Annotated in this window: 16 protein-coding genes; 11 read left to right on the top strand and 5 right to left on the bottom strand. The window is 54.5% G+C overall.

Going from position 1 to position 12,980, the window contains the following annotated elements; translation table 11 throughout:
* Positions 1-50: 50 nt before the first annotated feature.
* The 7 genes from atpB (at position 51) to H6G13_RS21615 (ending at position 5,552) form a co-directional block, all read left to right on the top strand.
* Positions 51-806: a F0F1 ATP synthase subunit A gene (gene atpB, locus H6G13_RS21645; protein WP_190487019.1), complete on the top strand. Its 756-nt coding sequence runs from the start codon at positions 51-53 to the stop codon at positions 804-806.
* 154 nt (positions 807-960) lie between these two features.
* Complete coding sequence (gene atpE / locus H6G13_RS21640) at positions 961-1,206, top strand: ATP synthase F0 subunit C (protein ID WP_190486689.1); 246 nt, start codon at positions 961-963, stop codon at positions 1,204-1,206.
* A gap of 111 nt (positions 1,207-1,317) precedes the next feature.
* Positions 1,318-1,809, top strand: coding sequence for a F0F1 ATP synthase subunit B' (locus H6G13_RS21635; protein WP_190486687.1), 492 nt, complete (start codon positions 1,318-1,320; stop codon positions 1,807-1,809).
* 80 nt (positions 1,810-1,889) lie between these two features.
* Positions 1,890-2,411: a F0F1 ATP synthase subunit B gene (locus tag H6G13_RS21630; RefSeq protein ID WP_190486685.1), complete on the top strand. Its 522-nt coding sequence runs from the start codon at positions 1,890-1,892 to the stop codon at positions 2,409-2,411.
* Complete coding sequence (atpH, locus tag H6G13_RS21625) at positions 2,411-2,968, top strand: ATP synthase F1 subunit delta (protein ID WP_190486683.1); 558 nt, start codon at positions 2,411-2,413, stop codon at positions 2,966-2,968. The genes H6G13_RS21630 and atpH overlap by 1 nt, the downstream gene beginning before the upstream one ends.
* A gap of 53 nt (positions 2,969-3,021) precedes the next feature.
* Positions 3,022-4,539 (top strand): F0F1 ATP synthase subunit alpha, encoded by a 1,518-nt coding sequence (gene atpA / locus H6G13_RS21620; protein WP_190486681.1) that lies wholly within the window; start codon positions 3,022-3,024, stop codon positions 4,537-4,539.
* 65 nt (positions 4,540-4,604) lie between these two features.
* A complete protein-coding gene (locus tag H6G13_RS21615) occupies positions 4,605-5,552 on the top strand; it encodes a F0F1 ATP synthase subunit gamma (protein WP_190486679.1) in 948 nt (315 codons plus the stop codon).
* A 150-nt stretch (positions 5,553-5,702) separates the two neighbouring features.
* On the opposite strand, the gene purU is transcribed toward H6G13_RS21615, so the two are convergent.
* The 5 genes from purU to H6G13_RS21590 all read right to left on the bottom strand — a co-directional run bounded on the left by purU (position 5,703) and on the right by H6G13_RS21590 (position 10,980).
* Positions 5,703-6,557: a formyltetrahydrofolate deformylase gene (gene purU, locus H6G13_RS21610; RefSeq protein WP_190486677.1), complete on the bottom strand. Its 855-nt coding sequence runs from the start codon at positions 6,555-6,557 to the stop codon at positions 5,703-5,705.
* Positions 6,558-6,662: 105 nt separating this feature from the next.
* Positions 6,663-7,382, bottom strand: coding sequence for a DUF4340 domain-containing protein (locus H6G13_RS21605; RefSeq protein WP_190486675.1), 720 nt, complete (start codon positions 7,380-7,382; stop codon positions 6,663-6,665).
* Between the two features lie 120 nt (positions 7,383-7,502).
* On the bottom strand, positions 7,503-9,080 hold the full coding sequence (locus H6G13_RS21600; RefSeq protein WP_190486673.1) for a Gldg family protein: 1,578 nt from the start codon (positions 9,078-9,080) through the stop codon (positions 7,503-7,505).
* 21 nt (positions 9,081-9,101) lie between these two features.
* The gene (locus H6G13_RS21595) at positions 9,102-9,914 is read right to left on the bottom strand and encodes an ABC transporter permease (RefSeq protein WP_190486670.1); all 813 of its coding nucleotides are present in this window, start codon (positions 9,912-9,914) and stop codon (positions 9,102-9,104) included.
* Positions 9,915-9,957: 43 nt separating this feature from the next.
* Entirely contained in the window at positions 9,958-10,980 is a 1,023-nt protein-coding gene (locus H6G13_RS21590; protein ID WP_190486668.1) for an ABC transporter ATP-binding protein, read from the bottom strand.
* 169 nt (positions 10,981-11,149) lie between these two features.
* Between H6G13_RS21590 and H6G13_RS21585 the strand changes: the two genes are divergently transcribed.
* The 4 genes from H6G13_RS21585 (at position 11,150) to H6G13_RS21570 (ending at position 12,920) form a co-directional block, all read left to right on the top strand.
* Complete coding sequence (locus tag H6G13_RS21585) at positions 11,150-11,629, top strand: hypothetical protein (protein ID WP_190486667.1); 480 nt, start codon at positions 11,150-11,152, stop codon at positions 11,627-11,629.
* A 4-nt stretch (positions 11,630-11,633) separates the two neighbouring features.
* Positions 11,634-11,885, top strand: a complete 252-nt coding sequence (locus H6G13_RS21580) for a TIGR02450 family Trp-rich protein (RefSeq protein ID WP_190486664.1) — start codon at positions 11,634-11,636, stop codon at positions 11,883-11,885.
* 114 nt (positions 11,886-11,999) lie between these two features.
* Positions 12,000-12,320 (top strand): DUF2605 domain-containing protein, encoded by a 321-nt coding sequence (locus tag H6G13_RS21575; protein WP_190486663.1) that lies wholly within the window; start codon positions 12,000-12,002, stop codon positions 12,318-12,320.
* 273 nt (positions 12,321-12,593) lie between these two features.
* The gene (locus tag H6G13_RS21570) at positions 12,594-12,920 is read left to right on the top strand and encodes a DUF2973 domain-containing protein (RefSeq protein WP_190486661.1); all 327 of its coding nucleotides are present in this window, start codon (positions 12,594-12,596) and stop codon (positions 12,918-12,920) included.
* Positions 12,921-12,980 lie beyond the last annotated feature (60 nt).

The raw sequence follows: 12,980 nt of genomic DNA, 5'->3' as shown, positions 1-12,980 counted from the left end.
GTAGTCTAGCATCCTTTTTCTCGTGGATTCCTGCGGAAATCTTAAGTTTGGTGGAGATGTTAATCAATATTCACGCCTTACCCTACATAACGCTTGCCAAACTGGAAGTTGGCGAGCACTTTTACTGGCAGATCGGTAACCTAAAGCTACACGGACAAGTCTTTTTGACCTCCTGGTTCGTGATTGGTCTTTTGGTCATCGTCTCCCTATTGGCGACCCGCAACATCCAACGGATTCCGTCAGGAATACAGAACTTGATGGAGTACGCGCTGGAGTTTATTCGGGATCTGGCTAAAGACCAGATTGGTGAAAAAGAATACCGGCCCTGGGTGCCCTTCGTTGGAACCCTGTTCCTATTCATTTTTGTTTCCAACTGGTCGGGGGCCCTCATTCCTTGGAAGCTAATTCACATACCATCTGGTGAACTAGCTGCCCCAACCAACGACATTAATACGACGGTGGCGCTGGCGCTGCTGACTTCCCTGGCCTATTTCTATGCCGGGTTTAGCAATCGAGGATTGGGGTACTTCGCTAAGTACATTGAGCCAACCCCAATTCTGCTGCCCATCAACGTTTTAGAAGATTTCACCAAGCCCCTTTCCCTGAGCTTCCGTCTGTTTGGCAACATCTTGGCGGATGAGCTTGTGGTGGCTGTACTGGTGCTGCTGGTACCTCTCTTCGTACCCCTACCAGTGATGATCCTTGGGTTGTTTACCAGCGCCATTCAGGCTCTGATTTTTGCAACCCTGGCCGCCGCCTACATTGGGGAAGCCATTGAAGGGCACGGTGGAGAAGAGCATGGGTGATCTCCAAGCGATCGCCCAGTTGAATGCCCGCTGACTGGTAGTCACTAACCCTATCAGTTCCTGCGGTTGTAAGGGCCGCACTGTGAGAGACCTCGGTCTCTTGTGTATGTGAGCTAGTTGGCTTGTTGTTAATTGTTCAAATCGAGGTAAGGACATGGATCCGATTGTCGCAAGCGCTTCTGTTTTGGCTGCTGCTTTTGCAGTAGGTCTGGCAGCTATTGGCCCTGGTATTGGTCAAGGTAATGCCGCTGGTCAAGCTGTAGAAGGAATTGCTCGCCAGCCCGAAGCTGAGGGTAAAATTCGCGGCACGCTCCTGCTGAGCTTGGCTTTCATGGAAGCACTCACCATTTATGGTCTGGTGGTTGCACTGGTGCTGCTGTTTGCCAACCCCTTTAGCTAAGCCGGTTGGATAAATGCCAAAGGGGGGGCCATGCTCCCCCTCGTTTAACTCTTTTTGTTATCTAAGTCGTGTTCACACAGTCCCTCTCGAAAAAGGGGAGGGTTGGTAGGGATGATTGACTCGATCTGGCTATTAGCCGTAGAAGCAGCAGAAGCAGCAGAAGAGGGTGGGGGTCTGTTTGACCTAGATGCCACTCTGCCCTTGATGGCCGTTCAGTTTATTTTGCTGGCGGTTATTCTCAACGCTATTTTTTATAAGCCGTTGGGCAAGGCAATTGACGAGCGGGATAGCTACGTCCGTAACAATAAAGTTGATGCTCAAGAGCGTCTAGCCAAGGCTGAGCAGTTGGCAAAGCAGTACGAGCAAGAACTGGCCGATTCTCGCCGCAAGGTGCAGTCTGTTATTGCAGATGCTCAAGAGTCTGCCCAGAAAATGGCTGCTAAAACCATTGCTGAGGCTCAGCAAGAAGCTCAGGCTCAGCGAGAGCAGGTCCAGCGGGAACTAGACGAACAAAAGCAGGCTGCTCTAGGTACGCTGCAGCAGCAGGTTGACGATCTGAGCCGTCAGATTCTAGACAAGCTACTCAGCTCTATTGCTGCTTAACGTTTGGTCAGGCTGCTGCCTCAGTTCTTCTTTGCGGCTGCTTTTCTTTTGACTGATTGCGCCCTTGACGGATGAAAAGTATGGATATTGGTTGGTTTCTAGCTACAGAAGGGGGATTTGGTCTTAACTTTGACATTCTTGAGACCAACCTCATTAACTTAGCCCTTGTGATCGGCATTCTGGTTTACTTCGGTCGTAAGTTCCTTGGCAATACCCTGTCAACACGGAAAGCGACTATCGAAGAGTCTATTCGGGACGCAGAGCGGCGCAAGCAGGAAGCAGCGTCAGCGTTAGCAGAGCAGCAACAGAGGCTAGCGTTGGCCCAAGATGAGGCCCAGCAAATTTTGGCCAACGGTGAGCAATCTGCTGCCCGAGCGAGGGAAGCTATTCTTATGCAGGCCCAAGCCGATGTAGAACGGCTCAAGGCCAATGCTGCTCAGGATTTGACCTCTCAGCAGGAGCGCATTGTGCGGGAGCTGAGACAGCAAATTTCAGCGGCAGCTGTTGAGCGGGCTGAGGCTGAATTGCCCAATCGCCTCCAGGGTGACGTTCAGACTCGCTTGGTAGATGCCAGCATCGCTCAGTTGGGAGGAGATCGCTAGTGAATGACAGCACGATTACATCTGAAGTTTCTGCACCCTATGCTCAGGCACTGATGTCCCTTGCTAAGGACAACAACCTGACAGATCAAGTTGGGGAAGAATCCAGCCGTATTCTTGAGCTCCTAGGATCTTCCGATGAATTGGCTCTGTTCTTAAGCAACCCTCTAGTGGGTTCTGAGGCCAAGAAGGGAGTTTTAAGCCAAATCACTGCAGATCAGGTGAGCCCCTTCGTTGCCAATTTTTTGATGCTCCTGGTAGATCGGGGCCGCATTGGTTTTCTAGAGGGTATTTTGCGGCAATATCAGGCGCTGCTGCGCGAACTCAATCAGACAGTTTTGGCAGAGGTGACGTCTGCAGTGGAACTGTCTGACGAGCAGAAAGAGGCGATTAAGCAGCGGGTGATTCAAATTTCTCAAGCTCGGCAGGTAGATCTCTCAGTTCAGGTAGATCCGTCGTTGTTGGGTGGGCTGATTATTAAAGTCGGCTCTCAAGTCATTGATGCCAGTCTGCGGGGACAGCTCCGTCGTATTGGTATGCAATTGGGCGCGCCTGCCTAATTAGGGCAGTTAAAGTCATTTAGTTTTCACTTAGGTTTAGCAGAGCAACTCCTATGGTTAGCATCAGACCTGACGAAATTAGCAGCATTATTCGGCAGCAGATTGAGCAGTACAACCAGGATGTCAAGGTTTCTAATGTAGGAACCGTGCTCCAGGTAGGTGACGGTATTGCCCGCATCTATGGCCTCGAGCAGGTCATGGCCAGCGAACTGCTTGAGTTCGAAGACGGTACGATTGGTATCGCTCTGAACTTGGAAGAAGACAACGTTGGTGCCGTGATGATGGGCGACGGGGTCAATATTCAAGAAGGTAGCGCCGTAAACGCTACTGGCAAAATTGCGTCTATTCCCGTAGGCGACGCTATGCTGGGTCGGGTAGTAGATGCTTTGGCCCGCCCCATTGACGGCAAAGGCGACATTCAGGTTTCTGATAGCCGCCTGCTTGAGTCTCCCGCTCCTGGCATCATTCAGCGGAAGTCGGTGTATGAGCCGCTGCAAACTGGGATTACCGCTATCGACGCGATGATTCCCATCGGTCGGGGTCAGCGAGAGCTGATTATCGGAGACCGGCAGACGGGTAAGACTGCGATCGCAATCGACACCATTCTCAACCAGAAGTCTGAGAACGTGGTTTGCGTTTACGTAGCCATCGGCCAAAAAGCGTCTTCTGTCGCTCAGATTGTCAACGTGCTGGAAGAGCGTGGTGCGATGGAGTACACCATCGTAGTGGCTGCTAACGCCAACGAACCCGCGTCTCTGCAGTACTTAGCTCCCTACACTGGGGCATCTCTGGCCGAGTACTTCATGTACAAGGGCCGTCACACCCTGGTGATCTACGACGACCTTTCCAAACAGGCCAACGCTTACCGTCAGATGTCCTTGCTGCTGCGTCGTCCGCCCGGTCGGGAAGCCTACCCCGGCGATGTGTTCTACCTACACTCTCGCCTCCTAGAGCGGGCTGCTAAGCTTAGCCCCGAACTGGGTGAGGGCAGCATGACCGCCCTGCCGATCATCGAAACCCAGGCTGGCGACGTATCTGCCTACATTCCCACCAACGTGATCTCTATCACCGATGGTCAGATCTTCCTCTCCTCTGACCTATTTAACTCGGGTTTGCGCCCTGCTATTAACGCCGGTATTTCGGTCTCCCGCGTGGGTTCTGCCGCTCAGATTAAGGCAATGAAGCAGGTTGCCGGTAAGGTGAAGCTGGAATTGGCTCAGTTCGACGAACTGCAGGCATTCTCCCAGTTTGCCTCTGACCTGGATCCAGCTACTCAGAAGCAGCTAGCCCGAGGCCAGCGGCTGCGGGAACTGCTGAAGCAGGCCCAGTACTCTCCCCTGCCAGTCGAAGAGCAGGTCGCTATCATCTATGCCGGCATTAACGGCTATATGGATGAGGTGCCGGTAGCCAAAGTCACCGACTTTGCTAAGGAACTGCGCGAATACCTGCGTAACAGCAAGCCCCAGTTTGCTGAGCTGATTCGCAGTGAGAAGAAGCTGTCGGATGAGAGCGAAACGCTGCTGAAAGACGCCATTAACGAAGCCAAGCAAGCTTTCATGGCCGCAGTCTAGACACTGCCCTGGTCGGTAGGCAGTTTAACCCTGCCGACCAACAACCCGATTGGTGAGAAGAAGCTATGCCAAACTTAAAAGCGATTCGCGATCGCATCCAGTCCGTCAAGAACACGCGCAAAATTACTGAAGCGATGCGCCTCGTGGCAGCCGCCAAAGTCCGTCGGGCCCAGGAGCAGGTGATTGCTACCCGGCCTTTTGCGGATCGGCTAGCTCAGGTGCTCTATGGCCTGCAAACCCGGCTGCGGTTTGAGGAGGCAGATCTGCCCCTGCTGCGAAAGCGCGAGGTTGAGCGGGTCGGTTTGCTGGTTATTTCCGGCGACCGGGGTCTATGCGGCGGTTACAACACAAACGTCATTCGTCGCGCCGAGCTGCGAGCCAAAGAACTGGCTGCAGAAGGGGTTGCTTACAACTACGTCCTGGTGGGTCGCAAAGCTACCCAGTACTTCCAGCGACGCAGCCAGCCGATTGATGCCACCTTCACCGGCCTAGAGCAAATCCCAACGGCTGATGAGGCCTCTCGGATTGCTGATCAGCTGCTCTCTCTGTTTCTTTCGGAGTCGGTTGACCGGGTGGAGCTAGTGTATACCCGCTTCGTTTCCCTAGTCAGCTCTCGCCCTGTCATTCAAACTCTGCTGCCGCTCGACCCTCAAGGGCTAGAAGCCGCAGACGATGAAATTTTCCGGCTGACAACTCGCGGCGGTGCCTTTGAGGTAGCCCGTGAGAAGGTGCAGTCTCCGCTGCAGTCTCTGCCCCAAGACATGATCTTTGAGCAAGATCCGGTGCAGATTCTAGATGCGCTGCTGCCGCTTTATCTGAATAACCAGATTCTGCGGGCGCTGCAGGAATCGGCCGCCAGCGAACTAGCGGCTCGAATGACTGCCATGAACAACGCCAGCGACAACGCTAAGGAACTGGCTAAAGATCTGACGCTCTCTTACAATAAGGCCCGTCAGGCCGCCATCACGCAGGAACTTCTGGAAGTTGTGTCTGGTGCTGAGGCGCTAGGCTAAATCGGCTTCACGATGAGTACGAGGCTTAGAGACGCGATTAATCCCGTCTCTAAGAACTCAGAAAATACGTTGAATTTAATCAGGTCTTGATGCATTGATGGGACGGAGTAATTCCGTCCCATTTTTGTGATGCCACCTAAAACTCTTGTGCTAAGCAAACACGACGGTTCGGTTGCCGTAGATCAGGGTGCGGTTTTGTAGGTGTAGCCTGACTGCACGAGCCAGCACCATGCGCTCTAGATCTTTGCCCTTGCGAATTAGGTCTTTGACCTCGTCGCGGTGGCTAATGCGAACGACGTCTTGCTCAATAATGGGGCCTGCATCTAGGTCAGAGGTGACGTAGTGGGCGGTAGCCCCAATGATCTTGACACCCCGTTCGTAAGCGCGGTGATAAGGATTGGCCCCAACAAAGGCGGGCAAAAATGAGTGGTGAATGTTGATGATGCTGGGAAACTGAGCCACAAAATCGGGCGAGAGCACCTGCATGTATTTAGCCAGCACTACTAAGTCGATCTGGTACTGCCGCAGCAGCTTAGCCTGCTGAGCTTCCTGCTCAGCTTTGGTCTCGGCAGTGACGGGAATATGGTGATAGTCGATGCCAAACTGGTCGGCAATGGGCTTGAGGTTGGGGTGGTTGCTGATGATTAGCGGAATGTGCCCAGCTAACTCCCCTGCCTTGTGTCGCCAGAGCAGATCTAAGAGGCAGTGATCTTGACGGCTGACCCAGATAGCGATGCGGGGCACGGCATCAGAAAACTGCAGTCGCCAGTCGGCTCCTAGGGGCTGTGCGATCGCATTAAAAGCCGGACCAATTAGCTCCCTAGGCAGGTTAAATCCCTCTAGCTGCCACTCCAGTCGTGACAAAAACAGCCCCGCCTCTTCGTCCCGATGCTGGTCGGCGTGAACAATATTGCCGCCATTGGAGTAAATAAAGCTGGCAATTTTTGCCACCAACCCTCTCTGATCGGGGCAGGAAATTAATAGGGTTGCCGTAGGAACACTCATAGCGATCTTTTCATGCAGGCGCTTCGCTAGCCTATCATTCGGTTCCGGGCCAGTCCGTTTTCTGGGCTTCAGTTTTTGTGCTCCAGAAGCCAAAGCTGAAAACCTTTAAGGAGTAGTCGGTGGTGCAGATTCACCCTCTTCTGCCGTTGGCTCTTCAGGTGCAGCTTCTGGAGACTCCTGAGTGGTATCTTCGGCTGCAGGCGTTGCTGGCTCCTCAGTCGAAGCCTCGCTAGTGGGGGTGCTGGCTGGCGCATCTGTAGCAACTTGCCACTCTGCCAAAGGACGGTTGACCCCGTTTGCCACGTCAAGAGACACGACATAGAGGGGCACCTCCCCAGCGTCTTCAGGCAGCGGCACCTGCTCCGGATCGATCAGCGCATAGAGGGCAGTACCACTGAAGTCCTTGCCTCCTAAGACGAGAGTATGGCGGGTGCCGTCTGCTAGGGCGAGTTCGATGGTGCCAGAGGGTGGCGTGAAGCCAAACTCAGCCTGCTGATCGGGGTTCAGCGTCAGTTCTTGAACCGGGGCATCACTTGTCAGGCGACTTAGCAGAAAGGCAACGGCTCCTTCCTCGGCTATAGCTTGCACAGGCTGCACCATCTGCCAGGTGTTCTGATCATCTCGCTCAAAAGCTAGAGTTTCGCCGTCGCGCTCGACGACTAGAGAGACCACATCTGCCTCAGCAAAGCCAAAGATGGGGTTGCCAGCAGATTGGGTTGGAGGGGCCTCAGAAGACGAGCGCCTCTGGGCCTCCGACACCATTACCCCTGCCCCCAGCAGTAGGGCAATGCCTAGCAGCACGACCGTATTTCGTTGCAGTTTCATGGTCGGATAGGTCGATTAACCGTTAAAAAGAGTGGGCATAGACAAGAGGGTAGGAGGATCCACAGCCCTACCGAGTAAAGACGAGCTGCCACTGCGGGCTGCCGCTTCAGAAGATGGCTGCTAGCGTCGCCGCAACCACATCACTAGCGCCATCGCAAACCCAATCAGCGGCAGCACCAGCAAGGAAAACACGCCTAGGCCAAGCTGCTGCTGCACCGTCATGGTGATGCGGCGATTGGTCACCGTCCTAGGCCGGATGGACAGGACGGCATCGTTTTGCTGGCCCAACCAACTCACGGCATTAAGGAAGACATCGCCGTTGAGCTGCTGATCAAATAAACCATCGGTAGCAAAACTGGCGTTGCCAATCACAACCATGCGGGCTTCAGGGGCAGCTTCTTCAGCCTCAGCCGTCTGCGACTGGTCTGGAGCAGCTGCGTCCACCGGGCGACTGAGGGCGACTCCTAGGGTAAACGATCCTTCTGGCACTGCATTGGGGTCGTACTGCAGCTCGCCGCTCTCAGAAATCGCCTCTGCCCGGCTCTGGGGATTGGTCTGCAGCAACGGCACGGCAGTGATATCGGGCAGGGCCTCCACCTCTACCGGGCGAGCCAGCGGATAGAAAGAGCGACCGCCTCGAAAATCCTGGGTGATGGGATGGCTACCGTAGTCGGTGACCAGCGGTGCGGCCGGGCCTAAGCCCACGAGCTGACCTGCGCCGGAGGTATCGAGCACAATGCGTTCGTCAAGCGTGACCCCCCAGCGATCGAGCAGGTTGCCCAATCCAGGATTGGTGCGCGGATCGATCAGCAACATGAGACTGCCGCCTCGATCGAGATAGCTTTGAAGCGCTGCGACCTCAGGGGCAAAGAACTCCTGGGCCGGGCCAGCGACGACAACCAAGCTGGCGTCTTCGGGCACTTGGGGTGTTTCAGCTAAGTTGAGGGGTCTAACGGTGTAGTTTTTCTCCTCTAGGGCTGCGACAGCTTGAGAAAAGCCTGCCTCACTGCCATCAATGGGAAATTCTCGGTGGCCCTGAGTGAAGTAGACCGTCAAGGTGCGATCGCTCACTAGCTGATCTAGTGTGTTTGTTAGCGTGCGCTCTGAAAGACGTTCTTGGGGACTAATATTCTGCAGAAACTCCCGCCGGTCGCCCAACTCTAAAAAGGCCATGCCCGGACGGGTTGCCTCAAACCGCTGAGCTAGCTGAGGGTTGGCGTAGGGGTCAACGTACTCGTAGGCAAAGTTGCTGCCTGCCCGCTGATAGCTTTCTAGCAGCTGTCGGTCCTGGGCATTTTGAGCGACGTCGAAGATCACGGCTCGGGCAGGCTGCTCCAAAGTCTGCACCAGCTGCCGAGACTGGGGGGCCAGAGTGAAGATCTGGTTTTCCGTTACATCAATGCGGCTGGAGTAGCGCACGGCCAGAACGTTGAGCAGAGCCAGAATGATCAGCACCGCTAGCGTTGCTATCAGGGCATTGGCTCCGGCCTCAGTCGAGCGCTGCTGCCAAAAGCGCCCCTGCACGACATCACTAAATGCTAAGCCCACCAGCAGCAGACCTAGCCCCCCAAATAGCAGGCCCGCTGACAGCCAGCCCCAGCTAGAAGCCACCCCCACCACCAGTCCGGCGGTCGAGAGCAGCAGGCCTAGCAGGGCTAGGTACTTGAGATATTGGCGATAGGCCACGATAGTTTTCATAGGTTTCCTCCAATCGCTGCCCTAGGCCCGCTGGAATCGCAGGGTTTCAACCGACTGGGCCGTCAGGTAAAGGCCCAAAACAATGTAAGACACAAAAAGAATCAGCCCACTGGTGTCGAAGATGCCCTCTGTAAACTCTGTGAAGTGTTTTAGCAGAGAGAGGTGGCCCAGCGCACCGCCCAGTCCCCCACCCAATCCTTGGGCTATGGCATCAATCAGCCACAGCATTAAAATTAGAGCAAAGGTCATGATCGCAGCTAGCACAGTGCTGCCAGTCAAAGAGGAGATAAACATACCCAGAGACAATACGCTAGCGGCCAGAAGCACTAGCCCCAAGTGACTAAGCAGAAAAATGCCGGGCCCTAACGGAGGATTGGCTGCCCCTAGGGCGACCGCCTGACAAACCATCAGGGGTAAGATCATAGCGACATAGAAGGTTAAAACCGCCAGCAGTTTGCCCAGGGCGACGGCCCAGTTAGTTACGGGAGAGGTGGCCAGCAGCTCTAGGGTGCCTTGCTTGCGCTCGTCGGCATAGAGCCCCATTGAGAGCATGGGCAGTACAAACATTGACAGCGACCCTAGCAGACCAACGTAGGCTTTGAGAAATTCGTAGGCGACATCAAAGGAGGGGGTAGCAGCCATGCCTGCCTGCTGCGCCTGGTCGGCAGCGGCAATCTGGGCAATGATTCCCTGGGGGCCTAGCAAAATAGCAGCCAGGAAAAACCCGCCCAGCAGCCAAAACACCCCAGCAATGATATAAGCCAGGGGTGAGCCAAAGTAGCTCCGCAGTTCCCGCTGATAAATGGCCAGAATGTTGGCAAAAACGATTCCCATAGCGTGTAGTTGGCTCGCTCAGTGAAGGGATGTGAAAAAGACCTTAAAGAGAGGCAGTGGGTTCAGCCGTCTCGGTTGGAGGAGCTGCGAAGTCGTTGGGCTCTAAGGGGGCAGGCCCCTCAGTAGCCTCTTCAGTTGTCAGGTTCAAAAAGACTTCTTCTAGGCTGGCCCGGTGGCGGCGCAGCTCAAATAGCTCTAAACCGGCTTGAACCAGAGCGGCTGCGATCGCACCTCCCGGATCTTGCTCTGAGTCAAACACGACCTGCAGCCGCTGGTGGGATGCGGGCATGGCGTCACCCTCTAGCGCGCCAATCCGTCGAATCGGCGCGACGGACTCTAGCACGTTACGGACAGTCTCGCCGTCGCCTCGAACCTCGATTTCGTAGGACAGTTCCCCCGCTAGTCGGGTCATCAGGTTTTCAGGCGCATCCGTAGCAACTACTTCCCCCCGGCTGATGATGGCAACCCGACCACAGGTCATGCTGACCTCAGGCAGAATGTGGGTTGAGAGAATAATTGTGTGGTCTCCGGCTAGGCTTTTAATTAGCTGCCGCACCTCTGTAATCTGCCGGGGGTCGAGGCCCACCGTAGGTTCGTCGAGAATAATCACGGGCGGATCGTGAATGATGGCCTGAGCAATACCCACTCGCTGACGATAACCCTTGGAGAGTTTGCGGATCAGCACCGATCGCTTGTGGATGAGGCCGCAGCGCTCCATTGCGATCGCAGCCCGCTCACCCCGGCTGCCTGCCGCTACGCCCTTAATCTGCCCCACAAAATGGAGAAAGCCCTCGACAGTCATCTCTGGATACAGCGGTGGCGACTCCGGCAGATAGCCAATGCGCTGCCGCACCGCCATTGAATCTGTGTGAACGTCGTATCCAGCAATGCGGGCGGTGCCTTCGGTGGCAGGCAGATAGCCCGACAAAATTCGCATGGTAGTAGTTTTACCCGCCCCATTCGGCCCTAAAAAGCCCAAAATTTCGCCCGGCTCAACCCGGAATGTCACATCCCGAATGGCGGCGGTAGAACCGTAGTGTTTACTGAGATGCTCAACTTCGATCATGGTGTTTGACGACCTGGGTGTTTGACGACCTGATTAACGGATCGCTACCTACGTGATTATGCCGCTAAAGGTTGGCAGACTGCTGATCAACGGAGCGCTCCTACACAGGATCCGTTTGCAAACGCAGGATCTTGCCAGATGATGGGAAAAGCACAGTATGCCACGCCCTATGTCCAACCAGCCAACCCCCGATCTTGAAAAATTAACCCTCTCTAGCGACGAAGTTGTTGTCCCCAAAGGTCCAGGATTTGTACCGACTTTTCTCTACTACTTTTCTGGAACCGCTTTGGTGACTACCTTTCTAGCCGTCAAAATTCTGGGCGTGGGTCTAGATACCGGCATCCCCAATCAATTTGGTCTGCTCTTTGGCATTGTTGGCGGATTGGTCGGCACCTATTTTAACCAAGGCAAAGTCCTAGAGATCCCCTTCACCAGCCGCAAAACTTTTTTGCGAGAATTTCAGCAGGTGCTTGACGAGAAAGGCTATAGCCAAAATCCTGACGCCAGCGACGACGAGATTAGAGTTTACCAACGGCCCGTACTGCGGCAGCTCTTCTCCGGCAAAATCTACGTCCATCTAACCGAAAAGCGGGCCTTTATCTCCAGCCGAGCGGCTCACCTGCGCTGGCTCAAAAAGCGTCTGCAGTGAAGTCATGACTAAAAAACAAAAGTTTCCCCACCTGCTGGGCTCAAAGTGGACTGCTCAGCACAAAGTCGAAGGATGGCGGCACTTCGAGGTCGTCAACCGCAAAAACGAAGGCCGCTGGGTCTTTGCTGAAATCGTTTCTTCCTGTGACCCCACTGTACGGTTTTGGATTAATGCCCGGCAGCTGAAGAACCGCACGCTCTGGCAGGCAGGCTGGCAGCCGTTGAGTAGCTTTAGGGAAGAGCCGTCTGAATCCTGAGAGGGACGTTAAGCAATGTAAAGCCAAGCTACAATTACGGGTAAAGGTGAGAAGTCAGTCTGCTCCAAAGGCTGAGTGCTTCCCTCAAATTATTTAGCCGGTGCCCCCTGCGTCATGCCTGACCATTCTGACTCTGCTGAACTCCTGACAGCTGTACTCAAGCCCTTGCTAGAGGACTTTCAAGAGTGGTTTCAGCAGTCCCTCAATCTTTTGGAATCCAAGCCCATTTCTTTCTTGTCCCCGGAGCAGCAAACCCAGCTGGCCCATCGAGTCAAGACCGCTCTGGCTGAAGCTCAAACAGCCCAAATGCTGCTTCGGGCAACCAATAGCCAGGTTGGTGTAGAAGCGTCTCAGGTGCTCACCTGGCATAGCTTAGTGGCAGAGTGTTGGGCGGTGTCGAGGCGGCTGCGCCAGGAAAATGCAGCTAACGGTTGAGCGATCGCACATCACTTGGGGATCACAGCTGTATCCGGCAGCCTATAATTTGGCACAATAGAGAAGATTACAGCCAGGCTGCACCTTTTAGAACACTTATCCCACTCTTGGCAACGACTCTATAGCTTCGGAAGGTAGCTTCCCAGCTGTGACCAGGAGTACATTTAGTTAAGTAAGTTAAGCGGTTTACCGCGCTTTCTCAGTTTATGGACCTGCTGCTTGTTTGAGGTCCAGGTTATTTCAGGCCAGATCTGCTTGGGGAGATCAGAAAATATGTGGCACTTCCTTTACATCGTTGCGTTTGCTGTCCTGGCCTTTCTAGCGATCGGCAACCTCATTCGCAACTTGATTTTGCTAGGTTCCGATGCTCGTCGTCCGGGGCAGGGTAACGCTGCAGGCGGGGGGATTCGCTCCGGCCTGTCTGCGCGTCCGGTGCCTCACCCAGAACTGCTTGATGATCAGGGCAACATGATCCGGGAACCTCTGCTGGTCATGCGTTCAATTTCCGTTAGAGATGCCCGCGAACAGCTCGATGCTCTCTTCGACTCGTCTGATTCGGAAGACGGCAGCTCTGATCGGCAGACTGATAAGGACATCTAGTCCTAATTGGCTAGCCCCGACAGTCTATCTAATCGGCTCGTTGGTATTCGGTAGGGTTAC

The organism is Pseudanabaena sp. FACHB-2040 (assembly GCF_014696715.1).
Lineage (GTDB): Bacteria > Cyanobacteriota > Cyanobacteriia > Phormidesmidales > Phormidesmidaceae > JACVSF01.
Note: the sequence above shows the minus strand (reverse complement) of the source record. Positions and strands in the feature narration are given on the sequence as shown.